Annotated in this window: 18 protein-coding genes and 2 pseudogenes; 17 read left to right on the forward strand and 3 right to left on the reverse strand. The window is 41.5% G+C overall.

The window, feature by feature from the left end:
• Positions 1-79 precede the first annotated feature (79 nt).
• The 3 genes from ACTWJ7_RS18640 to ACTWJ7_RS18650 all read left to right on the forward strand — a co-directional run bounded on the left by ACTWJ7_RS18640 (position 80) and on the right by ACTWJ7_RS18650 (position 1,690).
• The gene (locus ACTWJ7_RS18640; protein WP_301878475.1) at positions 80-1,054 is read left to right on the forward strand and encodes a phosphotransferase enzyme family protein; all 975 of its coding nucleotides are present in this window, start codon (positions 80-82) and stop codon (positions 1,052-1,054) included.
• Between the two features lie 71 nt (positions 1,055-1,125).
• A complete protein-coding gene (locus ACTWJ7_RS18645; RefSeq protein WP_301878476.1) occupies positions 1,126-1,254 on the forward strand; it encodes a hypothetical protein in 129 nt (42 codons plus the stop codon).
• A gap of 52 nt (positions 1,255-1,306) precedes the next feature.
• Complete coding sequence (locus ACTWJ7_RS18650; RefSeq protein WP_301878477.1) at positions 1,307-1,690, forward strand: GNAT family N-acetyltransferase; 384 nt, start codon at positions 1,307-1,309, stop codon at positions 1,688-1,690.
• 129 nt (positions 1,691-1,819) lie between these two features.
• On the opposite strand, the gene ACTWJ7_RS18655 is transcribed toward ACTWJ7_RS18650, so the two are convergent.
• The gene (locus ACTWJ7_RS18655) at positions 1,820-2,956 is read right to left on the reverse strand and encodes an alpha/beta hydrolase (protein ID WP_301878478.1); all 1,137 of its coding nucleotides are present in this window, start codon (positions 2,954-2,956) and stop codon (positions 1,820-1,822) included.
• A 1,030-nt stretch (positions 2,957-3,986) separates the two neighbouring features.
• On the opposite strand from ACTWJ7_RS18655, the gene ACTWJ7_RS18660 reads away from it, so the two are divergent.
• The 7 genes from ACTWJ7_RS18660 (at position 3,987) to ACTWJ7_RS18690 (ending at position 8,020) form a co-directional block, all read left to right on the forward strand.
• Positions 3,987-4,226, forward strand: coding sequence for a helix-turn-helix domain-containing protein (locus ACTWJ7_RS18660; RefSeq protein ID WP_301878480.1), 240 nt, complete (start codon positions 3,987-3,989; stop codon positions 4,224-4,226).
• Positions 4,227-4,528: 302 nt separating this feature from the next.
• A complete protein-coding gene (locus tag ACTWJ7_RS18665) occupies positions 4,529-4,792 on the forward strand; it encodes a hypothetical protein (protein ID WP_443145753.1) in 264 nt (87 codons plus the stop codon).
• Between the two features lie 14 nt (positions 4,793-4,806).
• Positions 4,807-5,250: a class I SAM-dependent methyltransferase gene (locus ACTWJ7_RS18670; RefSeq protein ID WP_443145754.1), complete on the forward strand. Its 444-nt coding sequence runs from the start codon at positions 4,807-4,809 to the stop codon at positions 5,248-5,250.
• A 118-nt stretch (positions 5,251-5,368) separates the two neighbouring features.
• A complete protein-coding gene (locus ACTWJ7_RS18675; protein ID WP_301878482.1) occupies positions 5,369-6,496 on the forward strand; it encodes a hypothetical protein in 1,128 nt (375 codons plus the stop codon).
• 65 nt (positions 6,497-6,561) lie between these two features.
• Positions 6,562-6,840, forward strand: coding sequence for an RHS repeat-associated core domain-containing protein (locus tag ACTWJ7_RS18680; RefSeq protein WP_301878483.1), 279 nt, complete (start codon positions 6,562-6,564; stop codon positions 6,838-6,840).
• A 239-nt stretch (positions 6,841-7,079) separates the two neighbouring features.
• On the forward strand, positions 7,080-7,445 hold the full coding sequence (locus tag ACTWJ7_RS18685) for a tetratricopeptide repeat protein (RefSeq protein WP_443145755.1): 366 nt from the start codon (positions 7,080-7,082) through the stop codon (positions 7,443-7,445).
• Positions 7,409-8,020, forward strand: a complete 612-nt coding sequence (locus tag ACTWJ7_RS18690) for a tetratricopeptide repeat protein (protein WP_443145756.1) — start codon at positions 7,409-7,411, stop codon at positions 8,018-8,020. The genes ACTWJ7_RS18685 and ACTWJ7_RS18690 overlap by 37 nt, the downstream gene beginning before the upstream one ends.
• Positions 8,021-8,456: 436 nt before the next feature.
• Here ACTWJ7_RS18690 and ACTWJ7_RS18695 read toward each other — a convergent pair whose 3' ends face one another.
• Both ACTWJ7_RS18695 and ACTWJ7_RS18700 read right to left on the reverse strand, forming a co-directional pair.
• Positions 8,457-9,836: a sugar phosphate nucleotidyltransferase gene (locus tag ACTWJ7_RS18695; protein WP_079345382.1), complete on the reverse strand. Its 1,380-nt coding sequence runs from the start codon at positions 9,834-9,836 to the stop codon at positions 8,457-8,459.
• A gap of 17 nt (positions 9,837-9,853) precedes the next feature.
• Positions 9,854-10,663: a DUF6492 family protein gene (locus tag ACTWJ7_RS18700; protein WP_301878485.1), complete on the reverse strand. Its 810-nt coding sequence runs from the start codon at positions 10,661-10,663 to the stop codon at positions 9,854-9,856.
• 203 nt (positions 10,664-10,866) lie between these two features.
• Between ACTWJ7_RS18700 and ACTWJ7_RS18705 the strand changes: the two genes are divergently transcribed.
• The 7 genes and pseudogenes from ACTWJ7_RS18705 to ACTWJ7_RS18735 all read left to right on the forward strand — a co-directional run bounded on the left by ACTWJ7_RS18705 (position 10,867) and on the right by ACTWJ7_RS18735 (position 16,384).
• Complete coding sequence (locus ACTWJ7_RS18705; RefSeq protein ID WP_301878486.1) at positions 10,867-11,631, forward strand: YheC/YheD family protein; 765 nt, start codon at positions 10,867-10,869, stop codon at positions 11,629-11,631.
• A 198-nt stretch (positions 11,632-11,829) separates the two neighbouring features.
• Positions 11,830-12,095, forward strand: a pseudogene (locus tag ACTWJ7_RS18710) (LytR/AlgR family response regulator transcription factor); the annotation flags it as partial.
• Positions 12,096-12,548: 453 nt separating this feature from the next.
• The gene (locus ACTWJ7_RS18715) at positions 12,549-13,778 is read left to right on the forward strand and encodes a sensor histidine kinase (protein ID WP_079345388.1); all 1,230 of its coding nucleotides are present in this window, start codon (positions 12,549-12,551) and stop codon (positions 13,776-13,778) included.
• Positions 13,775-14,422 carry a response regulator gene (locus ACTWJ7_RS18720; RefSeq protein WP_079345390.1) on the forward strand — a complete coding sequence of 216 codons (648 nt, stop codon included), beginning with the start codon at positions 13,775-13,777 and terminating at the stop codon, positions 14,420-14,422. The genes ACTWJ7_RS18715 and ACTWJ7_RS18720 overlap by 4 nt, the downstream gene beginning before the upstream one ends.
• Before the next feature lie 541 nt (positions 14,423-14,963).
• Positions 14,964-15,032 (forward strand): annotated as a pseudogene (locus tag ACTWJ7_RS18725) (hypothetical protein); the annotation flags it as partial.
• A gap of 72 nt (positions 15,033-15,104) precedes the next feature.
• Complete coding sequence (locus ACTWJ7_RS18730; protein ID WP_443146457.1) at positions 15,105-15,266, forward strand: hypothetical protein; 162 nt, start codon at positions 15,105-15,107, stop codon at positions 15,264-15,266.
• A complete protein-coding gene (locus ACTWJ7_RS18735) occupies positions 15,263-16,384 on the forward strand; it encodes an S-layer homology domain-containing protein (RefSeq protein WP_443145757.1) in 1,122 nt (373 codons plus the stop codon). Before ACTWJ7_RS18730 ends, ACTWJ7_RS18735 begins: the two co-directional genes overlap by 4 nt.
• Positions 16,385-16,451: the final 67 nt, after the last annotated feature.

Consider the following 16,451-nt stretch of genomic DNA (forward strand, 5'->3'; position numbering starts at 1 on the left):
ATTTGATTCTGAATCAAATTCAGTATATTTTCAATCAGCATCTTTTGTTACCATAAAGGTAAAGGGAAGAGGTTATAACATGGATAAAAAGATTAAACTACTATACACACAAGATATATTGAGACAGTCCGCGCAATGTTTTGGAATACGTGAAGACTCAATTTTCGAATTAAATGGGTTTCAAAATTTCGTTTATTCCGGGGTAGTCGGAGATCGAGAAGTTATTTTAAGAATTACCCATGTCACACATCGGGATGAATTATTAACAAGAGCAGAACTAGATTTTATCATGTTCCTGGCTGATCGCGGAATGAAAGTAGCGAGGCCCATTCAGTCTATATCAGGGGATCATATTCATATCATTGACGAGTCCTTTGTTGTGACAGCTTTTGAGAAAGCACCCGGCAGAAATGCAGTAATAGCCGAGGAGAGCAATACGTTTTATGAGAATATCGGTCAAATGGTCGGGAAAATACATAAGTTTTCACTTAATTATTCGCCCCAACATTCACGCTATGAATGGAATGATAATGCCCTATTAGCCTCATTTAAGAAGTATTGTCCGTTAGAATTACACGATAACTTTGATCGTTTAATTACTGAAGTTAGCGCTCTACCCAAGGAAAAAGATACGTACGGTCTTATTCATGGGGATATCAGCCCTGGTAATTATCTTAATGATGGGGACAAAGCCTTTATTATTGACTATGACGATGCGGAATATAGCTGGTTTGTTTCTGATATTGCTACACCATTACTTTATGAAATCCCTATTCCGTGGGTTGTATCTGGAGATGTAAGGATGGAGATTGCAAAGCGTTACTATTGCAACTTCTTAAACGGCTATTGTAAGGAAAATACTGTGAGTCAAGGTTGGTTAAACAAAATTCCATTATTTATTAATTTAAGGCAAGCTAGAGTTTTAGCCGCGTTCTATAGAAGCAGAGATTTTAACGCTCCTGATTGGAGCGAATGGGATGAGCAAGCCCGACGCTTCTACTATGAAAATTTGTTAAATAACACTCCTTATATTGATATGGACTTTTTGTGCTAAAGGGTACGATACTTTAACAAAGCCAGAAAAGGGAAGGGATTTGTTATGATAAAAATCTGGAGGCGAATGAGATGCTGGAATTAGAGTTTACTACTATAGAGGAGTGGGATGAAGCATTGTGGGCGTGGATGGAGCGAATCTATCATGAGGCTTTTCCAAGCGGCGCGAAGACAAAAGCAATTCTGCGCAGTATGCTTTGACCGAGGGATTGGTTATTTACACACGGGCGTGCATCAAGGAGAAGTGGTTGCGATGGCTGTTACTGGACTGGAGGGGAGGGCAGCGAACCGCATCGTGATCATCGATTACCTCGCGGTTGAACAGAAGCTGCGCGGGTCAGGCATCGGGACTTGGATGCTGGAGCAGCTCAGAGCCTGGGGGTTAAGTGAACACGGCATCAAAGGTATGATTATCGAGGCGGAGTCCGGGACAACGGAGGCTCATCAGGAACGCATTCAGTTCTGGCAGCGCAACGGGTTCATTCTAACCTCCTATGTTCATCAGTATAGAATGGTGCCAGAGCCGTATCAGGCCATGATGCTGCCACTGGATGGAAGCACACATGTGCCTGATGATGGTGAAGCACTGTTTCGTTATATCAATGCTTTTCATAAGGTTGCTTACCGGAAGAGTTAGACCGACATTTATTCTGTCAACGATGCCTGAAATATGAGAGAGCCGCTAACTGTGTAATAGGGTTAGCGGCTTTGTGGTCTGTACGGCTAGCTCTTTAATATGCGTTTATCAGCAAATTTCTCGGTTATGTCACTTGTTGCTGGTCTTCTTGATCAAGTCCACGCCATCGTATACCAGACTTTCCATACTTGCTGCCTTCTGCAGGATGTAATGATCAAAAAAGTTCTTCGTATAGTCAGTAACAAGATTTCGCATCTCCATAGCATCCCGTTCGCCTCTGATTTCCTCATTAACACTGGTAAACACGATGTCGCAGTAATCTAAATGCGCAACACGATCAACAGAGAAATAATAGGTTTCCATGCTATTGTTAGCGCCAATTATCGCATTCATATTATAGTTAGGTTCACAAAACAGTAGCAAGAACGGTTTCTTAAGGTCGCTGCCCTGAAGGCCGAACGCACCGCTATCGAGGCCTATCCCGCAGGCGAACCGGTCGTCGTCCCGGCAAACAATCGCCGTCGTAAGCCCTCCATAAGAATGTCCGACGATGCCCATGCCGATGTCAAGCAACAATCTGCCCTTAAAGATGGAATTCAGCTCTCCAGAGTCCAGTTTGTAAAGATAATCGGCTACATACCTTACATCTTCTGCCTGTAATTCACTATACTCTGTTAAGTTGGCAATTATCGGCAGTGTAAGCACGTTACGGCACATCTCAATGGCAGTTTCGTCGTCAGGCCGCATCTCCATCTTACCAGCCAACGCCAGCATCCCCGGATCTTCAGAAAGCGCTGTAATGACATCCGAAAAATCCTTTGATACATTAAACAGGCGCCCATCTTTACGCTTATACATCGTGCTATTCTGATGGCCGATGCTTACCACAACATACCCTATGCTTGCCAAGTCTGTACAGATCACGGTACCCCATTCTGGAGAACTTCCTCCGCCGCAAACATAGAATAACACCGGATAGCGCTTTTCCTTACGGGAGACAGCAAGTTCGTCGTAACACTGGGTCATGATATCTATAGAGAAAACATCCTTCAACGCAGTGGCAAGTGGCTGCTCATTCAACATTTCGTAGACTTCAGGAAACATGTACGATGATGTAGTCTTACCTTCGCTGCTGTCGGACGGATAGTACACAAACAACGTCAGTTCTCTTTTTGAGTGATCTGATGCTGTGTACTCAAAATCCATCTGGGTTCGACCGACAGTATAGCTGCCAATTGGTTCTGGAAATGCATCATACGTTTTCATTTTCTTGTTCCCCCTTAATTAATAAAAGTGGCGAATGTGAAATACATACATTGCGCGCGCTATGAGCGCTTTTTCAAAACAGTAAAACCATTACATTCTATCTTCAGTGAATCATATCTACTCATTGGCTTTCTTAAAATCTCTAACAATTTCAGAATATTTATGATCTTCAAGCAGCCCATGGCTCATAAAGTCAGTAAAGTACTTGCTAATCTTATTTTGCAGCGTAGAGTCCTTAATATTGAACTCCCTATAAAACATGACTAAATTAAACTGCATTGACTCAAACATAAATGAGATCAGGTCGTCGTCAATATCAGGTCGGAGGTATCCATCCACTCTCATTCGGCGCAAAATGTCCTTGATCAAGGGGAAAGACTCGCCCTTTAGCACATTCAGATATACTTTAAGTAAAACGTTCTCAGGAATGTATAAAAATGTTTCAGTGAGTTTGATTTCCAGCTCATTCAATGGCTCAATCACAGTGCCATTAACGTTACCAAATAAGCCAGTAAGGAAAAACCGGTAAAGGGAATCTTCATTACTGTTATTAAAATACGCAGCTCTTTTCTGGGTCACATTACGAACTAAGAGACAATAAAGGTCATCTTTGTCTTCAAAATACCGATAAAATGTTCCGGGTGCATGGACAAACTATCCAAAACCATCTTCATAGTTATATCCTCGTAAAGATGATCAACAAAAAGATGCATAGCGTTATTAGATATTTCCTCGCGCCTTGCTTCGTCTAAACGAATGAAAGAATTTTTTGGCATAGATTACTCCTTAATGTGAAGTGTGAACCCATTCACACCATATCGATAATTCATTCACATGTCAAGTAGTATTGAATTATCATTATAAAAAATTAAAACCATTGCATAGAACATTATCCTTCCTAAGAAATAAGTTAAAAGAGTTAGTGAGGAGAGTTAAAAGAACCCTGCAGAAGTAATGAAGTGCACCCCTTAGAATGGACATTGGAAAAAGCCCTGGTTTATCAGATGAAATTCTAGGGGGTGCATTTTGTATGCCAGCAGTTAAAGGTCAGAAGTTTAGACAGTTTTCCTACGAGACCAAGATGGAGGTGATGCGTCTTCACTTGATGGAAGGTTGGACTTATCGCAGAATCATGGAGAAGTTCGGCATGACAGACAGGCATCGTCTCAAAGACTGGGTGAAGAAATACAAGGAATCCGGTGAGTTTGGACTCATCGATCATCGTGGAAGACGAGAGGAATATTCGAGGAAGCCGCAAAAGAGTATCTAATGCGAATTACATAATGATTTTAGAATAAATAATTTCAAGTTTTAAAGTTGATGAAACATATAAATGTTGTATCTATGATTATAATATTAACAATACTACACAATTCGTTTTCGTTACCTTGAGAACGGCTCAAACGCGAATCAGAAGTGCTTGCTTCCAATTGAACGGTTTTACTATGTAGGAAGCTGAATTCTGGCGAGGAGATATTCAACGAAAGTATGTGAAAATTTAATTTTATTAGGACTTTTGTTAATGGAAAAATCATTGACTTAAGCCCTGATGGGAGAGGGGAAAGATGTTTGGTGAACAGCAAGGAAACCAACGGTGCTTCGAACGAAAGTGTGACAGATCAGCAGCTTCAGGATCAGTTGACATATTATAAAGAACGAGCTCCAGAGTATGATGACTGGTGGTACCGTCGAGGCACATTTAATCAAGGAGACGAAGCCAACCAAATCTGGTTCGATGAGATCAGTACGATTAAGGATGCTTTTAAAGCTGAACATTTTCATGGTGACTTTCTTGAACTTGCGGCGGGACTGGCACTTGGAGTAGTCTGTTCTTAAAAGAAGCCCTTATATTGACCATTGTAGACGGTTCCGAAGAAATGCTTTCGCATAATCCGGTAGTATCTGAACCCAATGTAAGAACGATCGTTGCAGATCTTTTCAGTTGGTCTCCGGATCAGTTATACGATTCAGTTGCTTTTACTTTTTGGATATCTCATTTACCCAGAGAGAGACTGGCGAGCTTCTTGACCATGGTATCACGCTGTTTGAAGCCCGGAGGGAAAATGTTCTTTATCGATGATCGAGAAGTAGCAGGAACCCGTGAGTCTCATGTTGTGGGGACATCTGGGCAAACGATGGTTCGGAAGCTTAATAATGGTGATCATGCTACGATAGTGAAGAATTTCTTTGGCGGTAAAGAGATTGAGAAAATTGCTGCTAGTGTGGGAATTGTATTGCATGTCCATTGCACCCCTAAGTACTTTCAGTATGGGATAGGGTCCAAAACAGTCTAAAGCAGCACAATATAGATAACACTAAATGTTCGCTGAAAATAAAGAATTAGACTGGAGTCGTTGATTTAACGCGGTTTTTGAATTAAAGAATCGTCAGCTTTTTTAATGATACAAATTTTTGAAGTTCAATTGGAACACGTTGGACAGCTTGCAAAGCAAGGAACGGATGTTTATTCAACTGAGCAAGAAAGTGAAGCTTTCGGCCTCCGAGACCAAATACAGCGATAAGGTTTACGCGTCCATCGATCGCACAAATGGTTCTACGAGTTGGGTGTACGATTATTCTGACATTCCCAACGACAAACCTTTTACCGCCTCGAAGTTTTATTCTGCTAATAATAGCTATAGTTATTTTTACAAAATGAAAGACGCAATCGCCTATGATCTCTCCGTTGTCGATCCGAAGGGGAAATTGAAATGGACAAAATATATAACCGATTCGTACACGCCATTGGTGCTCGACAGCGGTAACATTGTCATTCGTTCCTTCGTCCCCAACAAGACGTCTTCCCTTAGTTTCACCGAATACAACCAGGGCGGGAAACAGATACGAAAGCTAAACTTAACCAACAAATGGACTTCAGGGATAGTAGAGGTACTTCCAAACGGCTATGTGGTGCATGAATCGCCTGAGCAAGGCAGCATTAGTGTTTACCGGAGTCTGAGTACGCTGAAAACACCGCTGGTCACCTATACGGCTCCAAAATCGATGAAAGATCCCTATCTCGAGGTGAAGCCATCTGAAGGTGGATCCTTTATCGTTATTTCAAGGAGTAAGAAAGATAATCTGGTAATTGGTTACGATATGAAAGGCAAGAAGAAGTGGGTGCGTACTCTAAATGTGAATGATCAGATCGATATTACGGGCAACAACTACTTGGTTCGGAACGACAACGTGTATAGACTGTATAGCAAGGATAACCAGCTTCTCGGCAATCAGCAAATTGGCGAAATTGGCGATAAGAACTGGATTTACCATATGACGCCTTCAGGCGAGATTACCGTGGAGAAGCAGTATCAGTGGCAGGAGCATCCACCTATAATTGATGAGAACGTGTTTGAGGGAGATTGGGCCAGGGAAGACTTCTATGTGCTGGATCCTAGGAATTTGCAGATCAAATACCATCTTTCTAGTCTGTGGCTCGATCAAAAGGCCGGGCACATGTATATTTATGCCGGAAACGGTGAGCTTTATCTCACGAACGAGTTCTTCGATAATACCTTGACCAAATACATACTGAAATAGCGCTGAGCGAGGATTTCCATTTATCGCTCTTCCAAACACGCGTAATTCCTCTAATACATCGCCAAGTGACGTACAGCACTGGCGATGGCTTTTTATATAATCCGTTCACTTATAGTGGTTATTACTTGGATGAAGAAACGGATATGTTTTACCTATTCAACCGATATTACGACCCACAAGATGGTCGTTTTATTAGCCAAGATAATATTGAGCCAATCGATTCAAATTTGTACATTTATGCTGTCAATGATCCAATTAACAGTGTTGATCCTAATGGAGATTTTGCATGGGCACTTGGTGTGTATGCGATACCAGGTGTGGGTGGGCTAAGAACGATAGAATGAGAGGGAGCGAGGCGAAAAAAGAGAAAAGAAACAAATAAATGATACATTTGGTTCAAGGTCTCAAAGGGAAAAAAGTACAAAAGAATTACACCGAGATAAAAGAGATCAAAGAAATGATAACAACAGAAGTTGGAATGATTTGGACATGTATCGATAATTAATTATTCATTTGATCTTTGTATTATTGACCTCAACAACTTATTTGTTGGGGTCAATATTATAAAAAGGAGATGCGATAAATGACTTTTTTTGAACAAGGGGAAGAGCTCTATGAAGAAGGTAATTATAATGAAGCATTAGTTTACTTTAAAAAGGCTCTCAATGAGAATATAGATATCCAAGATACAATGAATTACATGGGAAGATGTCTTACAGAGTTAAAAGAATATAATGCCGCAATTGAAGTTTACGACAGGGCAATTAGACTATTCCCTACATGGGAAAGATTATACTTTAATAAAGGTTATGTCTATTTACAATTAGGCAATACTGAAGATGCACTAATTTTTTGTAAACGTGCAGTAATGATAAACTCAAAATCTGAAGATGCTTTGTATTATCTTGCCCTTTGTTATCAAAAAAGGAGGAATATAAGAAAGCAATAGAATATTATCAAAAATCATTAGCACTTAATACTAATCAAGAAGAGGCCCATATTAACCTAGGATTAATTTTCCATGAATTAGGAAATAATCAAGAAGCGCTCGACGAATTTCAGTGGGCTTTACAGATAGATCCGTCATCAACTAATGCAATGTATAACAAAGCATTAGTGTTAAAGCATATGGAAAAAAAAGAGGAAGCTATTATCGATTTTAAAAAGATCCTAATATCAGAACCTGAAGATTACGATGTAAGGTTACAAATCGCAAAAATTTATCTTGAAGAAAATCAATTTGAATTAACAGCATATTATTTAGATTCAATATTAAGTTTTGATTCAAATAATACTGTTGCGCTTTATTTCAAAGGTAAGTTGCTTGAGAGGCAAGGCAATTATGAGACCTCAATCAAACTATTAGAACATGCCTCTTCATTAGACCCGATTGATATAGATATTTTGTTACTATTAGCTCAACTTTATAGTTTGATCCATTTAAAAGAAAAAGAAAGAGCTTGTTACATCCGCATCTTAAAAACTGACCCTGAAAATATAATTGCAAAAAATAAATTGCGATAAAGTATTGAAACGATGGAAGAAACTGAACGAGTACAATGGCTAACAATCTCATCGAGGGAATAGTCATATTAACGAATCATAAAATTGTTGAACGAGTTTAAGAGACATTTATTTAGGCTGGAAAGCTTCAACTGCGAGATCGTGCAGCAGATAAGAAGAAGTTTAAAACGATTTATAATAAATAGCCAGCGCTTAAATGTTGGCTTTTTCTTCATATGTAAATATAGATAAACTGAATTCGAAATCATTTATTTCTAAGAATAGAGGCAATGTATGAGCAACCCGAATATAATAACTTTATGTTAATGTACAAAAATGTCGAGGGACAAGAACATATTCCCTAGCACACTGATATTTGGTTTTACCCCATGTTTCGTTCGATACGCAAAGCAAATAGCCCCCACGAATGGACGGGGCTAAGATTTGAACGTTCAATTTACACTCCATAGTTATACGATCCTGCACGTTCTACGATTATATTCCAGTCTTCTTCTTCAAAAAGGATGTTGTTCTCATCCTCGGGTTCGCCGATCTGTACTTCAAGGAAGACCAACCTGGTTTCAGCGAAAATAGAATAGACGCTCTCCGAGATCATCGCGAACTGAGTGCCCAGAGTCATCTGTGTGACCTGTCCGTTGATAAGCAATTGACCGCTGCCTGCAAGTACCGTCCACGCTCTACATCCTGCCCGGTGCCATTTCAACCCGATATGTTTGCCCGGAAGAACTGTTATGTTTAATGTGGTTACAGTTGTATTTTCATCATCTACCGAACTCTCAATGACACGATAACTGCCCCAGGTTGCTTCACCATACATCGGTTTTAATGGCAAGCTGCCCAATTGCGCTTTAATTTCATTTGAATTATTTTTGTTGGCAATGAGAATGCCGTCCGGACTTGCGGCAGCGATAATACCTGGCACGCCAATGACTTGGATGGGGTAGGGAAGCTCGTTAATAATATAGGAATCGGAGGAAGAGCCCGAGATTCCACCGTGTCCGAATACATGGGAATCTAACTGGGCACACAGCGTATCCCAGCTTCCGATATCCTGCCACACTCCCTTATAAGGCAGGACTACGGCCCGCTGCGCCTTTTCTGCAACATGCTTGTCAAAACTGCGTTCTGGCAACGCTTCATACAGGGACGACAATTGATCATAATGAACCGGAAGCCCCATTTTTTTAATATGGGATATCATAAACGCGACGGTGAATGCGTACACACCGCAGTTCCATAGTGCCCCACGTTGTAGCAGAGTTTCAGCAATGGTGGCTTCGGGTTTTTCTATAAATTGTGTTATGGGCGCATAAGCATTACGTTCTTCCCCACCCGGCAGGATGTATCCATACTGTTCTGAAGCATGTGTAGGCCTTGTCCCAATTAAAGCGATATCGGCTTGAGAATGTTTCAATATGTCCGGCAGTAATTGGAAGTTGCCGAAAAAATCTTCACCTGCGAACACATCAGCTGGCGCGATACAGATCACATCGTCATCTTTGGCCATTCGGAAGGATTGCAGATATAACGTCGCTAAGGCCGCCGCAGTAAAAGTGCCTCGTTTATAAGGTTCCCCGATGACTGGTATTTTGCCTTGAGTATGTCGAGCCGTAATATTAGCCTGATCCTGATGTGAAATAATGAGCGTTGAATCCGTTAGGCATGAACTGTCAAGCTGGCGGCATACTCTGCTGATCATGGATTCCCTACCTCCAGCGGGTGATGGAAGTATATCTATGAACAGCTTGGAGCGAAGCTCATTGGATAACGGCCAGAGCCTTTTGCCAGAGCCGCCGCACAGCAGTACGATATGCATGGGCTTCCTCCTTAAGCTCAGGGAGCTTTACTATAGATTTTCCGTTTATGAAAGGAAAGAGAACGGTATTTAAGAGCCAGATTACGGATTTGTTGCTCTTTTAACGAAGAAGCGTTAACATTCAGACTTTTATTCATGGAACTTCTAAGGACCATGCTGCCTGGGTTCTTCGTATACATAAAATTGGCATACGTTTCATACTCGGAGAAACCAAACTGCTTCTTCTTATTGATATTGGAGATGATCGCTTTGTACCATGGCAGCTTATGAACCGCTTCGATTTTCTGTTTTAAGGCAGCGAGTTTCGATTTGTCGAACAGCATATAATGGGTGACAAAAGAGCGGGGACGCGGAGCTTTCATGCCTAACAACTTGCGGTAGGTATTGAAATATTCCGGCTGGCTCCAGTCACGGCAGTAAAATACTGTTTTGCCTTCTACAAGAAATGAATGAGGTTTAATCAGTACGGTATCCGCATCCATGACTAGAAAGTATTTTGCCTTCACAATGGAATCTCCGTTCATTTTGAGCAGCTGCTGATATAACCAGCCTGACCGATTCCATCGGGAGGACTGGTAGTGTATCTCGTTTTTGGTTATAGGCAGGACGGATCGCTCATTAACAAAAATGCAGTTTTTACGGGAACAAAGTTTTCTGATTTTGGTGCTGACCGGAGAAACAATATATATGCTTCCAATGGGATGTTTTACATAACGGCGAATGTTATCGATGACGAGGGGAAGGGTAGCCAAATCTTTCTCGATCGCTGGTATAAGAACATCAATCTTAGGCGCATTATTCAACCGGATTCCACGCTGGACGGACATCTTCTCAACTCCTTGCACAAATCGTGATGACTTATTATATGGTATGTGTGCAAAAGTGTTTTGGTCAGGGCATGTGAAAATATACATTTTTTACGAATAGGGGCTTTTGTTGAGGGTTCCTTTATCGGTATTACATATAATGCATGCAGGATCTTGATCAAACAGCGAGCTTTGATGCGGTTGCTGAAGGGAGAGTTTACGACATGGGAGTTGATAAATTGCAGCCGTTAAGAAGCAAGTGGTTAAAAACAAAATTGATCATTAATAATGAATCAATTAAACCGTTTATCCCCGACACACAGAAATATAACAAAACGAATCTGAAATCCATGATCAGCAAATATGGAATGGTCTATGTCAAACCTGAGAGAGGTACTTTCGGGATGGGTGTTATTAAGGCCGAGATGGACAGTCATCAACATTTTGTCTATCAGATAGAGCAAAAACGCCTGACGTTTGACAGCTTTGAATCGTTTTATAGCAGTCTGACTCGTTTGGTGCATAAAAGAAGTTATCTGATTCAGAGAGGAATCCATCTGCTTAAGCACAATAACAGACGTTTTGACATCCGAGTCATGATACAGCTAAGCCCGACCAAACATTGGGAAGCTACCGGAATCATCGGCCGACTGGGTCATCCAAAGAAAATCGTAACCAATTATCATAGTGGTGGTACACCGATGGATATTCACAAGCTGCTACAATCGCATGCATCCACAAAACGCAGGAATAAACTGGTTCAGGAGATGAATGAGCTTAGCCTGCGCATAGCTCGTCATATGAAAAAAAAGTACCCGTATCTAATGCAAATCGGTGTAGATATCGGCCTTGACCACAGTCTGAAACCCTGGATTATTGAGGTGAATGTCAAACCTGACCCATTTATATTCAATCAATTAAAGGATAAGACGATGTATCGCAAGGTAATACGATATTACCGCCATGTTATGCCCAAAAAAACAGAATAACAGACCGGATTTTTCATAGGAATGGATGGAGAAAGTTTCAAGCTCAAAAGTCGCCAATGTGGCGACTTTTGAGCTTGAACTGCGTTTTAGGGTCTGAATAATGCATTTCATCCCAATTCGACTCCGAAACCTATGCTAAAATAGTATATTCGAGAGTGAAATTCAGAGTCGATGTCGATGAAAGGCGGATGTTCCCCCATGTTCGATATTGCAATCTGTGATGATGAGGAGCAGCAGCGAGAACGTGTGAAAACATTTCATTTCATATTCTCATCTTGGATGTGGAGATGGGCGGAATGAACGGGATTCAGACCGCTAAAGAGATCAGGAACATGAAGTTTCTGGATGTACAGATTATGTTCTTGACCAGTTACCCGGAATACATGGTGGAGAGCTTCGATGTCATCACCTTTCAATATCTGATTAAGCCAATTCAGCCGCAAGTTTTCGAGGAAAAGATGTTGCTTTGGGAGTTAATCTTGATGGTCCTTTGAAAGATGCTGTAGTTAGTAGAGAAAGTGACTTAGTGTTGAGTACAGTAGGAGTTGTCGAGGGACAAGAACATATTCCCATTGAAGTCGCTATTTAAGCGGCTTTTTTTATTTATCGGTACAAGTTCGTGTCCCGAGCCAAGGACAAGAACTTGTACCGATTACCGTATTGGACAAGAACATGTTCCTATTGCCTATTAGGGGTATATCAATCGTTATTTTTGCCCGTTAATTCATTAAACTAACGGGCAGGATTGTTACAATTCATGGTAAACTACCTTAAGTGGAGTCTATGATTGTAGTGACAGGAATCCGGAAAATGTTGTTTATCTACAGGACGATATGTTCCGTTACATGAAGGATGCTGGGATGGTCTCCCTTTCTTTGAACTTTATTAAGTAGGTAAATGAAAGAGGTAATTTTTGCATGAGTGATTTGAAATATTCGAAAATCAAACCGTATCAAGGACTCCGATCTGATACCCGAAATGTTCTGCGAGCATCTCGTCTACCCGTTTTTATATGGGTTATTTTTATTTATTTAACTGTATTGTTCACCCAGATCCCCGTGATTCCTAGATTGTTAGATTATATTTTTTTTACAGTTCTCATGTATATCCACATCTTGCTGCATTGGTATGCCGGATCTATCGTTTATAGAAGTCACTGGATATATTTTGTAGTACAAGGTCTTGTTGTTTGGGGTTGTGCATTACTCATGCCTGAGGTTTATTCTGTTATCTTTGTCAGTTTATTGACGGTCGTGATTGGGCAGAGTATTGGGGTATATTCCCGGAGACTCAAGGTACTCTGGGTCTGTACGCTTTATAGTGCTATTTTTGCTTTTTCATTGGTTTGGTTGGAGACAACTGAGGATTTGTCATCAACATTAATATCGCTCTTCTTCATGATGTTTTTTGTAATCAGCTATGCTACTTTGTTCTATAAACAAGTTCATATTAAATTGCGGACACAGTCATTTTTACGTGAATTGGAACGAGCGCACAGAAAAGTGGAGGATCTGACAATCGCCAACGAACGACAAAGGATGGCCCGTGATTTACATGATACCTTGGCACAAGGGTTGGCAGGTCTCATCATGCAGCTTGACGCCATGGATGCCCATTTAGAGAACGATAATAACCAACGTGCCCACGAGATTGTTCAGCTGTCGAAAGCCCAAGCAAAACGCACGCTTTCGGAGGCGAGAAGCGCAATTGACGACTTGCGATTGTATTCGGTAGAAACCATAGATATCTCTAAAGCGGTGCAGGATGAGGCTGAACATTTTTCACATATGACAGGCATTCGAATTTCCACAAGTTTATCGATACACCATCCTGTGGTACCTAAGTTGATCTTAGAACATAGCTTGCATATCATTCGAGAATGCTTGGCAAATATAGCTAAACATGCTAATTCTACAAATGTAGAAGTCATAGTTGCATCAAATGAAAACGTAATCGAGCTAAGAATTACGGATGATGGAATAGGGTTCGAAACCAAGCTGATCGAGAAACAATCCGGTGGCTATGGATTGATTGGTTTATATGAACGAGCTAGAATTATTGGCGGGAAGATAAAAATTGATAGCGGAAAAAAAGGAACCAACGTTTTTGTCCGCATTCCATTACAACAGGAGGACGCCAACTTATGAAAATTAAGATTCTAATAGTGGATGACCACCTAGTCGTACGTGAGGGACTTAAGCTGATCATTGAAACCAATCAAAAGTACGAGGTAATCGCAGAAGCTTCCGACGGTGTGGAAGCGGTTCGACTGGTAGAGACCCACAAGCCCGATATTATCTTATTGGATTTGAATATGCCAGAGATGGGCGGATTAGATACCATGACAGTGCTCAAAGCTAAAGGACTTGAAATACCAGTCATTATTTTGACTACCTATAACGAGGATGAAATGATGATACGAGGACTGACGTTAGGTGCCAAAGGATATTTGCTCAAGGATACGGGAAGGGAGATGATTTTTCGCTCCATTGATGCAGCGATAAGGAGGGAGACGTTGCTTCTTCCTGAAATCACCGAGAAAGTTTTCGGTAACAATACGCCAATAAAGTCAAAGAAGTCATTCTCGGGGAAGACATCTCTTACAGACAAAGAAATGACCGTGCTTCAAGCGATTGCCCGTGGCTCTCGAAGTAAAGAGATCGGCTTCGATATGCGAATATCCGAACGGACAGTTAAAGCACATTTAACTAATATATATATTAAATTAGGAGTTGATTCGAGAGCGCAAGCGGTCGCAGTAGCGATGGAGCTTGGCATTTTAGATTTATAACTAAAAATTCATAGATTGCCCGATTGTACAATAGGGAACTGCCCTTTTGTACGATTTTTTTATTTTTCTCTTCCATTTATGATGAGTGTAGGAATAAAGAGGAGTGTTAACACTATTCCATGACCTATATTGGAGGAATAATTATGAGGAAACTACTGACAGCGATTTTGGCAACTGTTCTCACACTAACCATGCTCTCCGCCAACGGCTCCAAAATCTTCATTTCCGCACAAGGGCAATTTTCGGAACAGGGGAATAACGTCATTACTGCAAATGATCAATTTCCGAAACCGGTCGGAAATTACACGGTCGGGCGGACACAGATGGACTTTACGTACAGAGCATCAGACAATTTAGCAAGGGATCTGACCGCAATAATTTTCTATCCGTCCGACAGCAGTAAAGGCAAGCCAACGGCAGAATATGCATTTTCGGAGTTTCAGTCGCTAAGGGATGAGCTTGTGGTCAAATTGGGGGGACAGCGGGTGGAGAACAACTTTTTGCCCCTAATTTTAAAACATGGTCCTACGACGATCTGGCCTTGTCTAAAAAGGAAAAACAATATCCGGTTTTATTCTTTTCACATGGAGCAGGAGCTTACCCGCAGCAAGGCACCTTGTTCTCTCAAGACCTGGCAAGCGCCGGCTATATTGTGGTATTAATCGGGCATCCGGGGAGCGGTGTGTCCAAACTGAAGGATGGACGAATAAAGGGTATGACAACTGAATTTTTGGACGACATCGTAAAGTATACCATGGAATTTGCCGGCTTAATCACGCCCCAAATATCGATCCTGACAGAGAAGCTGGGGAAGAACAAGCAATCGAGGTTTCTCGGCAGTTGACTTCCGCGCCTGAAGCCGTCAATTTTGCGAAATATGCCGTTTTACAGAGCGAGGATATTAGCTATGTCGCAGATCGTTTATACGAAATGAACTCAGGTGACATTGATTCCATATTTAAAGGTAGATTGCAGCTTGAAATCGGTATGGGTGTGTTTGGGCATTCTTTCGGAGGAACGACAGCGGCACTCGTTAGCCGTGACGATGACCGATTTGTCGGAGCTGTAAATCTTGACGGCAATATGTTAGGCGCGCTGGATAGCGACTTTAAGAAACCTTTCATGCAGCTAGGTACCGTACTTGCCTATAATACGAATGCTTTCCTTCTTGAATCGAACAGTAAGGAAACGTACTTTGCCATTATTGATAATGTGGTTCATAGTGACTTCTCCGACTCGTTGTATACTGGGGGAGAGGCTCCCAGAGGAACCCGGGACGCTATGGAACAACGCACCATTATTTCCTCTTATACAAAGGCGTTTTTTGATAGATATTTGTTAAAAAAGGAAGCGGAAATTGAAAACCTGACCTTTGACGGCGTAGAAATGATTAAGAGGTCTCAAACATTTGTGGACATCCAAAATTATGGTTGGGCGCGGGAGGCTATAGAGACTTTGTCTGCGCGCGGAGTCATCACTGGTGTAATGGAGAACCGCTTTAGCCCATCGGCTTCGGTTACTCGGGCGGACTTTATCCTGATGTTGGTCAGGGCACTTGGCCTTAATGAGTCAGGAAACGGTTGGGCTACGGATACCGGTATCAGCTTCTCAGATGTGGATTCCGATTCTTACTATGCCGATGCACTGCACATTGCAAAGAGCATGGGGATAGCATATGGCCAGGATAATAATCACTTCCGCCCCGAGTCCGAAATATCTAGACAAGATATGATGGTGCTTATTGAGCGAGCGCTTAAGCTTGTCGGCAAGGATATGGATAAGGGAAGCGAGAATCTGTTGGAACGTTTCTCGGACTGGTCTAGCGTATCCGAATATGCGCAGAAAAGTATCGCCACACTGGTTGCTGATGATATTATTACCGGAGATGGGACAAAATTGAAGCCTTTAGCATCATCGTCCCGGGCGGAAGCAGCGGTGATGATTTACAGAGTCATTCACTAACTCGCTGCAGTCCTAATCAATATAAACAATCCGCAACTAGGTTCCTTTATTTCTCTGGATCCAGAAC

The organism is Paenibacillus sp. 1A_MP2 (assembly GCF_052244825.1).
In the GTDB taxonomy this organism is placed as follows: Bacteria; Bacillota; Bacilli; order Paenibacillales; family Paenibacillaceae; genus Paenibacillus; species Paenibacillus vandeheii.

Excerpts from the sequence above, each read along its gene's own strand:
- ACTWJ7_RS18640 (WP_301878475.1), top strand. The coding sequence starts at position 80 with ATGGATAAAAAGATTAAACTACTATACACACAAGATATATTGAGACAG.
- ACTWJ7_RS18645 (WP_301878476.1), top strand. The coding sequence starts at position 1,126 with ATGCTGGAATTAGAGTTTACTACTATAGAGGAGTGGGATGAAGCATTG.
- ACTWJ7_RS18650 (WP_301878477.1), top strand. The coding sequence starts at position 1,307 with ATGGCTGTTACTGGACTGGAGGGGAGGGCAGCGAACCGCATCGTGATC.
- ACTWJ7_RS18655 (WP_301878478.1), bottom strand. The coding sequence starts at position 2,956 with ATGAAAACGTATGATGCATTTCCAGAACCAATTGGCAGCTATACTGTC.
- ACTWJ7_RS18660 (WP_301878480.1), top strand. The coding sequence starts at position 3,987 with ATGCCAGCAGTTAAAGGTCAGAAGTTTAGACAGTTTTCCTACGAGACC.
- ACTWJ7_RS18685 (WP_443145755.1), top strand. The coding sequence starts at position 7,080 with ATGACTTTTTTTGAACAAGGGGAAGAGCTCTATGAAGAAGGTAATTAT.
- ACTWJ7_RS18695 (WP_079345382.1), bottom strand. The coding sequence starts at position 9,836 with ATGCATATCGTACTGCTGTGCGGCGGCTCTGGCAAAAGGCTCTGGCCG.
- ACTWJ7_RS18700 (WP_301878485.1), bottom strand. The coding sequence starts at position 10,663 with ATGTCCGTCCAGCGTGGAATCCGGTTGAATAATGCGCCTAAGATTGAT.
- ACTWJ7_RS18705 (WP_301878486.1), top strand. The coding sequence starts at position 10,867 with ATGGGAGTTGATAAATTGCAGCCGTTAAGAAGCAAGTGGTTAAAAACA.
- ACTWJ7_RS18715 (WP_079345388.1), top strand. The coding sequence starts at position 12,549 with ATGAGTGATTTGAAATATTCGAAAATCAAACCGTATCAAGGACTCCGA.
- ACTWJ7_RS18720 (WP_079345390.1), top strand. The coding sequence starts at position 13,775 with ATGAAAATTAAGATTCTAATAGTGGATGACCACCTAGTCGTACGTGAG.